Annotated in this window: 2 protein-coding genes; both read right to left on the bottom strand. The window is 60.9% G+C overall.

From position 1 onward, the window contains the following. Nucleotides 1–129: 129 nt before the first annotated feature. Entirely contained in the window at nt 130–576 is a 447-nt protein-coding gene (locus AC25M7_RS11860; RefSeq protein WP_486971088.1) for a hypothetical protein, read from the bottom strand. Beyond that, a partial coding sequence (locus AC25M7_RS11865) for a hemagglutinin repeat-containing protein (protein WP_486971089.1) occupies nt 576–9,134 on the bottom strand: 8,559 nt, incomplete at its 5' end. The genes AC25M7_RS11865 and AC25M7_RS11860, both read right to left, overlap by 1 nt.

Consider the following 9,134-nt stretch of genomic DNA (forward strand, 5'->3'; position numbering starts at 1 on the left):
CAAATCTGCCCCTTTTTTTGTCCCTTTTTTCGCTCTAACTTTTACCGTCCCTCTATGACCACTAGCCTAAAGAAATCAAAATTAGAGCAGGCAAAATAGATTTATCCCCTTTTCCGTTCTACTTCACCCTCAACCCACCCTGAAATAATTCTTCATATGCGCGACAAGTCCCGCCATATCTTCATACGCCTGCTTTCCGAAACCAGGATCATTTCTAGCCAGAAACTGCTGCGCAGTTTCATCTTCCTGATTCGCCTGCCCCTGCACATCAAACAAACGTTGAGGTGCAACAACCCAATTATGTCGTCCATCCTCCCTGCCTTCGCCGATCATTGCCCATTTCAAATGCCCCTGATAGTTATCAACGCACCTAATCAACTCAGCGATAACCGCAACATCCTCTTTGACGAAGCGAAAACAAACTGATGGAGGATATTCAATCTGACTCCTGAGAGACAACCCCGCATGTGTTTTTACAACATACGTACTGGTAGACCCTTTACGCCACTCGGTCTCTCCCAAACGCTCAACAATATCCAAAATCTGGCGCCCTTCATGCTTTGCACTTATATCCATCACCTAAGACCCTTCAACTTGTCAGAAATCTTTATACCATCGCTATTTATTCCCTTAATGTGCTTTTCCCAATCACCTTTTGGTATCGGCTGTTTAGAAAGCCTAGGATCATAGACATAACGATCATCCGCATACACTTGATGGTACCATTGATCAGCCTCGGTCCGCCCATTTTCATGAACGTTCAGCCCTGCAAACGAAAGCGGACTCACCTCTATGATTTTACCCACCCCATCTGCAGCTTTTAACAGCTTGATTGCGATCTCCGAGCAATCTGTACTCGTGCATTTCACCATATTCTTGATGAGATCACTGTTCATGGCATCGACCACGGCTTGGTTAGGTGGGAAGTCAGGGTTAACCGGACGAAACGGAATATCAATCCCGATGACTTTATCGCTTTCACTACTTTCGTTATAGACGTTCCCTGGGTTCAACTGGTGCCCTGGCGTCTCGTAATTTCCGCTAGACGCCTGCCCATCAAGCTGCTTGCCTCCGGTATGCGGAGTCACAGTCACCTGCCCACCTTCCGCATATCCTCCGCTCGATGGGTTCTGGCGATTTTTCTCAGCCAGCATCCCTTCGTAGATTTTCGCCCGCGGGTCAAGCTCATGGATTGGTAAGACCGTACTCCCAAAGACAAGACCGGAGAGCACTACCATCAACTCCGCTCTCTTGCTCATGTCCGTAGTGGATGCCTCGATGGCATCGAACATGCTGGATGCGGCGGCGCGCATATCCGCTTGGCGTTCTGGCGAGCCCTGACTCAGGCTCAGTGACACACCGAGCCCCGCAACCAGGGCCGCACCCAATGCGGCAACGGGCACGAAGTTCGTTCGCCCGTCTTTTTGATGATTGGCGGAATCCAGGGCGGCCAGCACCTTCAGTGCCGCTTGTGGGTCGTTACCTGCCAAGTCGACCAGGCGCTGGGCAACCGCATCGAACTCTTTACCCGATGAGCCCTGGGTAATTCTGCCCAGAACGGTATTAACCACCGCGCTACGTGTTTCTTCGTTGCGACTGCCCAACTGACGAGTGAATGCAGCCATGCCCACGGCAAGACTCACCGCATCGGCATCAGCCCCTGCGCCCAATGCCTTCACAGTCAGGAACAGATCACCCAGTTTCTGCAAGGCCTCTTCACTGCTCTCACCATACTTGGCCGCACTCTTCTGCCACTGTTCCAGGGTTTTCTTCGGGTTCAATACCGCCTTGACAGAGGTATCCGAGACATACAAATCAGTACGCGACTCGCTATCCCGGGTGATCTCGTAAGCCTTGTCCAGATCCCGATTCAGCCCGGCTACCGAGTCCTTGCCGGTCTCAGCATCCTGGCGCACGTTAACCTCGCCAGCCCCCACCGTGGCACGGACAATCTGCTCACGGTCCTTTTCATACTCCCAGCCACTGAGGTTGCCATGGGTTTCGGACTTGCCGCCGCTTGTCTGCGACCAACTGCCGCCGACGTTGAGGTAATAACCGTGCTCCTTGTCCTTGCCGGCGATATCGCTGTAACCCAGCGTGCCCGTGTCGAGCTTGAGGTTGCCGTTGTCGGTGGCGATCAACGCGCCATCGAGCTGGGTGTGGTGCTCGGTGCGAATGTCGACCTTGTTCCCAGCGGTGATGCGTGTCTGGTCCTGGACCCAGTTGGTCTTGCCGGTCGTCTGTCCGTAGCCCACCGAACCGCTGACACTGGCGCCGACACCCACGGATACCGTTGCACTCAGGTCGAACTCCTTGCCCTCGACCTTGCCGGTATCCGCTACGGAGGCAACCTTGAGATCGCCTCCCACACGGCCAATCACCTCATCGCCACGCATCTGCGCGCCGGCGATGGTGGTGTCCTTGCCGCTGCTGAACTTCAACTGGTCCCCGGCATACAGGAACGCCTGTTGCTGCTGCTCGGCCTCGCGCTTCAGGTCGCCCTTGCCGATATCGACACTGGCGTAGAAACCGACCTTGCCCTCGCCAAACGCCAACCCCGCCTCGCCGCCACCGTTATGGCGGGTGTTCTGGCTGTTGCTGTCGTTCTGCGCCGAACGGATGTTGATGTCATTGGCCGCGGCAATATCGATATCGCGCCCGGCACTGACCTGACCGCCGATCACGTTCACGTCACGGCGGGCATCGAACTTGACGTCACGACCTGCGTTCAGCTGGCTCGCTGTCGAAGTACCCTGGACACTGTCCTGGTCGGCAACGCCATAGCTGCCGCCCGCCCCCAGCTTGATCCCGCCAGTGGTTCCGCCATGGATACCGCCCCAGCTCTGGGTCTGCTGGTTCTCCTGGCTGAAGCTGCCCTTGGCCACATCGAGATTGATATCCCGACCGCTGATGCTGATGTCCCGGCCCGCCTGCAACTGCCCGCCCTTGATGGTGACATCGTTGCCGGCCTTGACGTTGACGTCGTGCCCGGCATCCAGGGTGGAGCCACGCTGACTCTCCTCGATCACTCGCTCGCGGCTGCCTTGCTTGGTGGTGCCAAGCTTCACATCGGCGGTAGGCCCGGCAAAGAACTGACTGACAGCATCGACTGCACGCAAGGTACTGGAGGTCTGGCTGACACCGTTCTCACCTTTGCCGGCGCCTTCGAGTGCATCCTTGGTTCTACCCAGGTTATGGTTGATCGTGACCCCAAGCCCCTGGCTCTTCTGCTCGCGTTCGTGCTCCACCAGCAAGCGCTCGCGGGCGGCATCGATGTTGATATCGCGGCCGGCATCGAGGTTGATGTCGTGCTCAGCCTTGAGGTCGGAGCCGGTCTGGTTGATATCTCGTCCAGCACGAATACCCAGGTCCTGCCCGGCCTTGACTTGGCTGGCCGCAGCCAATTGCTGCTCGAGGCGGTCCTTGGCCTTTTGCTGTTCGCTGCCGAGGAACACGCTGACGCCATTGTCATCGCCGGAGACGCCGAAGCCTGTGCGTTTCTCGCTCGACCACTGGTGCTCGCTGTGCTCGTTCTGCGCAGCGGCAACGTTCACGTCGCGCCCGGCGTTGAGGCTTACGTTACGCCCGGCCGAAATACCGCTGCCGATGACGTTGATGTCGCGCTCGGCACTCAGGCTCGCGTCCTGCCTGGCCGTAAGCTGGCTGCCAACGCTGGTACTGCTCTGCGCCTCCTGACCGACTTTCTTCGCCGACGCCACGGAAACGAAGCCGCCCGACACCGACAGCCCCGTCTTCTTCTTGTACTGCTCCGAGTGGCTATAGGCCGTGTCATTGGCCGACACCAAGTTGATGTCACCCGTCTTGTCGATCAACCCCGCACGCAGCTCGACGTCCTTGCCGGCATTGGCCTCACTGGCGCGCAGGCGCACATCGCTGCCTGCGGCGATGACGATGTCGTTGCCGGCATCCAGCTCGCTGCCGACCTGCGTGGCGCGGGTCTGCAGCTGGCTCTTGCCGCTCTTCGACAGGCCCAGGAAGCCGGACTTGGTCTTCTTGCTGTACTCGCCGTGTTCCTCGACGCCGGACAGCACCGCCACATCGCCGGTGGCACCGAGCATGACATCGCCGCCGGCCTTGAGCTGGCTGCCGATCACCGAGACATCGCGGCCACCGTCCAGGGCGATGCCGCCGTCGTCCTTCTTGCTGACGTTGACCGTGAGGTCACCACCGGCCTCGATCACCGAGGCGACGTTGGTGCTGTGGTAGCTCTCTTTCTGCGTCGAGCTGCTGCGACCGAACGAGCCCTTGCTCTTCTTCAGATAGTACGAAGCGCTTTCGTTCTGCTCGGAGGCGATGGTCAGGTCGCGTTCGGCGTCGATGTCGACATCACCCTTGCCCTTGACCTGGCTGGCGACGATGGCCATGTCCTGGCCCGCGGACAGCGAGACATCGCCACCGGCCTTGAGCGTGGTCGAGACCTGGGTGACCTGGTCCTTGGACTGGGTGACTTTCTTGCTGCGGCTGAAGCTGTGGGCTTCGTTGGCGGCGGAGGTCAGGTTCAGGTCCTCGCCCGCGGCCAGGGTAAGGTTGCGGCCCGCGTCGATCTGGCTGGCCACGGCGGTAAGGTCGCGGCCGGCGCCGATGCTCAGGTCGCGGCCGGCCTCAAGGCTGGCGCCATGTTGCTGCACTGTGCTGCTACGCTGGGATCCGCTATAGAACCCCTCGCGCTGCTCGACCGCCAACAGGCTCACGTCGCGGCCGGCACTGAGCGACAGGTCCCCCTCGCTCTTGATCACGCCACCGATGTTCTTGATGTCCTGGCCGGCCTTCAGGGTCAGGCCATTGGACGCTTCGATGCGCGCGGCGCTGTCGAGGTAGTCCCATTGGTTGGTCACACCGCCATAGGACATGGCATGGCGAACCTGGTCGCGCTGGTTGATGATGTCGCCGTTGACCGCCGTCAGGCTCACATCGCGCCCGGTGATGATGCCGCCAGCGCTGTTGCTCAGGTTGTTGCCGGCCAGCAGTTCCAGGCGCTCTCCGGCCTGGACCAGGCCGGTGTTGACCAGGTTGTTGCCTGCAGTGGCGGACAGGTCGCGGCTGGCGCGCAGAGTACCGGCGTTGGTCAGGTTCTCGCCGGCGATCAGTTGTACGTCCTGGCCGGCGATCAAAGCCCCGTTGGGTGCCAGGCGGTTGTTGGCCTGGGCCAGGTAGAGCACCGGGACCAGGACTTCCTCGCCGTTCACCTGGTGTTTTTCCATCCACACGATGTCATGGGTCAGCGCCGCGACCTGGGAGGCCGTCAGGCCCACACCCAGGCTGAGCTGGAGCTGGTCCTTGCTGCGGATGGCGTTGTCCATCAGGTACTTGAACAACTGCTCGCCGGAGGTCTGGCCATCGATGAACTGTTGGCCGGTACGGGCTACCACCGCCTGCTGGATCAGGCGCTGTTCGTAAAGACCATCGCCCAGGCGCTTCCAGCTCTGGTCCGGGTCATAGCCCAGGTTGCCGAGCAGATAGTCCGAACTCATGAACTGCTTGAGGTCGGTGAGGGCCGGGTTGGTCTCGATCAGGTATTTATGCGGTTTACTACTGTACTGGCTATCCGGCATACGGGTGACACCCGGAATAACGGGACGCATGCTGATTCCCAGATTACCGCTGGCGTTAAGTTCCCTGGCCTCGGCGCCTGCATGGCGCTGCGGCAAGGTAGCGTCTACCAGCCCTCCACCCGGGGCGTAGACACCGATATCGCTGGCGTTGCCACCAACGGTACCGCCTTGATGAGCGATACGATCAATGTGCTGGATGCTCTGGTTTCCTGCGCTGGCATCCATGGCTTGCAGTGTTCCCGGTTGGGCGGCTGGAGTCACCGCCTGACGCCCTTGAGTCAGAACATCGGCGCTGCCAAGCGTCCAGGTCTGAGCCGGGCCAGTCGCGGTGCTGCCACTTTTGCTACTCAGACGGAACAAGCCGTTCTGACCGGCAGGCAGGGTGAAGTCGCCCAAAGCGAGTGGATTTACCTGCTGCCGTGCGAGGTCTGGCGGAAGTTGAGAGTGGACATTGATAACTGTATGACTGGAGGCCACTGGTAGCTGAGGGTCGAATACCTTACCGCCCGACCCCGTGACCGTCAGTCCTTCCTGGATGACACTGTTGGTCAGATCCTTGGTTGCGTTGATCTGAACTCGGCCACCAGCCTGGACAACAGCATTTGCCGCTCCGACCTGCCCATCATGCACGATGGTTCGGGTATCAAAGGGTTTGACCCCTTGTAGTTCACCAGGAAGCGGAACCGTGGATTCAGGGCTGTAGGCAGGTGCTGCATTGAATGCCATTATGTTGCTGTCACCGACATAGCTCTTCCAGCCGACAGTTACTACATCATTGGAGTTTCCCGAAGCCCTGGCGGGACGCTCGGACGGAGCAACCCGTGATTCATTCCAGTTGGCATCCCATGTCCGTAGCGTCCCGACATAGTATTGAGACTTCTTATATCCGCCCCCCACCAGGGTGTAACCTGGATCATGGGCAGCGTTGTAGGCGGTAAAGGCTCTCCAGAATGGCCAAGCATATTTCGTCGGATAATCCGGTAGCGCGAATGACTTCAACTCTGAGTACGTACCTAACGCCTCACCTTTATTTAGAAAACTTTGCGTATTGACGGCAATATCACGACGAGCCGTGATCACGGAAGCCGAGTTTTCCAGGCTGCCACCCAGAACAAACAGATCACGCCCCGCATGGATGGCCCCCGCTGGCGAATCCAGCTCGACCTTCCTCTCGTAGTACTCTTCAAGCACCAGGTGACCAACGGCGGAGCCCGTTTTACGCATCCCGAGTGCGCTCCACTTTGGCGTGCCAGTGGTCTTGAAGACTTCTTTTTTGTTGAAGATCTCTCTCGCACTCAGGAACATGTCCCCGGTACTTTCCAGACTCCCGGAGATGTTCTCCAACTTATCGGATTGGTTGCCCGCCCCATCTCGCGCCACCCTCAGCCCACCCAGGCTGTAAACATCCCCGTAGAAGTTGGTCAGGCTGTCGGTATACAGCTGCATGTCCCCGCCGCTGAACAGCAGCCCATGGTCATTGATCAGGCTGCCGCTGGTCACCCGCACCAACTGGTTGCCACCCAGCGTCCCCAGGTTGTTCAGGCTGCCGGCATTGACCAGCAGGTCAGCCGCCGCACTCAGCCGCCCCTGGTTGGTCAGCAGGCCCGCCACGTTGACCGTGGTGTTGCCCACGCCGGTGATGCTGGCGTTGCCACCCAGGCTCATCTGCGCCGCGCTCACGCCCAGCGTACCCAGGCTGTTCATCTGCCCATTGGCGCTGCTGTAAGTGCCCCCAAGGTTGAGGCTGAGCGCACCGTCACTGGCAATCAGGCCTTCGTTGCTCCAGTTGCCGCCGTTGCCCACAAGACTGTCGAATGCCAGCAACTGGCCGCCGGCGGTCTGGGTGAGGGTGTTGACGTTGACCGTCAGGCGCCCGGCCTGGATCACACTGGCGTTGGTCCAGCTGTCGGCGGTCAGGGTCAGACCGCCACGGGTGATCAGATTGCCGCCAGCGCGGGTCAGGTTGAGCGTGTCGATGTCGAACACGCCCTTGCCCGCATGCAGCACCTTGCCGCCGACGTTCTGCAACACGCCGGCGCCGAGCGTCAGGTCGGTATTACCGACTTCCACCAGCCCGGTGCGGTTGTCGAACAGGCCGCCAATGGCGAACTGGCTCTTGCCTGTGCTGCCCACGGCGCGCAACTGGCCAGCCTGGTTATCCAGGTTGGCGGCCGTGATGGCGAAAGTACTCACGCTTTCGACGATGCCGCCACGGTTGTCCAGGGCACCGCTCAGCCCAATGTCGATACGCTGGCCGACCATCTCGCCGCGCGCGTTACCACCGTTGAGCAAGCTGGTGCCGATGACCTTGAGCAGGCCGCTGGCGGAGATGCCGCCGTCGCGGTTGTCCAACTGCCCGGTGCGGATCAGCGCATCACCGCCCAGCGCCGCGATGCGCCCGCCGTGGTTGTCGAGGCTGGCGCTCTGCACATCGAGGCCCAAGGCCTGAAGGACGCCACGCTGGCCATTGGCATCGCTGCCGTTGCGCAGCACACCGGTGGTGCGCACGCCCAGCGAATGCTTGAGGCTGGCGAGGATGCCGCCGCGGTTGTCGAGGGTGTCGGCGGTCACCGTCAGCGCGCCTTCCTGGGCGATCAGCTTGCCGCCCTGGTTGTCGAACACGCCGTTGGCCTGCACGCTGATCGCGCCCTTGGCCTGCACGGTGCCCTTGGCATTGTTCAGGCTTGCCGCCTGCAGGCTTACGTCTCCCTGCTGGCTGTAGATCAGGCCATCGCCCATGTTGCTGAGCGCCCCGCTGCTGTTGAGCACGAGCGCACCATTGGCGGCCAGGGTGCCGCGCTGGCTGTTGTCGATGCTGCCGGCCAGCACCTTGAGCAGGCCCTGGCTGGCGATCTGGCCAGCCCGGTTGTCGACCAGCCCGGCGCGCTGGATCAGCAGGTCCTTGCCGGCGAACAGCGTGCCCTTGCGGTTGAGCAAATCGCCGAGCAGGTCGAGGGTCAGGGCGCCCTGGGCGGCGAGGTTGCCGTCGGTGTTGTTCAGGCTCGCGGCGGTCAGGCCGAGGTCCTGGCGGGTGGCCACGCGGCCGCCGTGGTTGTCGAGGGTGCCAGCGCTGATGACCAGCTTTTCACCGGCATCGATCAGGCCGCCTTCATGGTTGTCCAGTGCCCCCGTGATGGTCAGCTGCTGGCCGCTGCCGCTGGACAGGATACCGTTGGCGCTGTTGTCAAGGCTGTCGGCCTTGACGTCCAGGCGCTGCTGGGCGACCAGCGCGCCGCCGTCGCTGTTGCGCAGGGCGCCGGCCACGGTCACCTGCACGGCGCCGGAGCGGCTCGACAGCGTGCCTTGCTGGCGGTTGTCCAGGCTCTGCCCGGTGACGGTCAACCCCTGCCAGCCCGAGATCAGGCCGTTGCGGTTGTCGATGGCGCCGCTGGTGATGGCCAGGGTCTGTTCGCTGATCAGCTTGCCGTCACGGTTGTCCAGTTCGCTGATATCCAGGCGCAAGGCCTGGGCGGTGGAGATCTCGCCGCCCTGGTTGGAGAGCTTGGCCAGGTTGGCGAGGGTCAGTGGGCCGGCGGTGGTGATCAGGCCGGCGCCGTTGTC

The organism is Pseudomonas sp. P106(2024) (assembly GCF_057480815.1).

Excerpts from the sequence above, each read along its gene's own strand:
- AC25M7_RS11860 (WP_486971088.1), bottom strand. The coding sequence starts at position 576 with ATGGATATAAGTGCAAAGCATGAAGGGCGCCAGATTTTGGATATTGTT.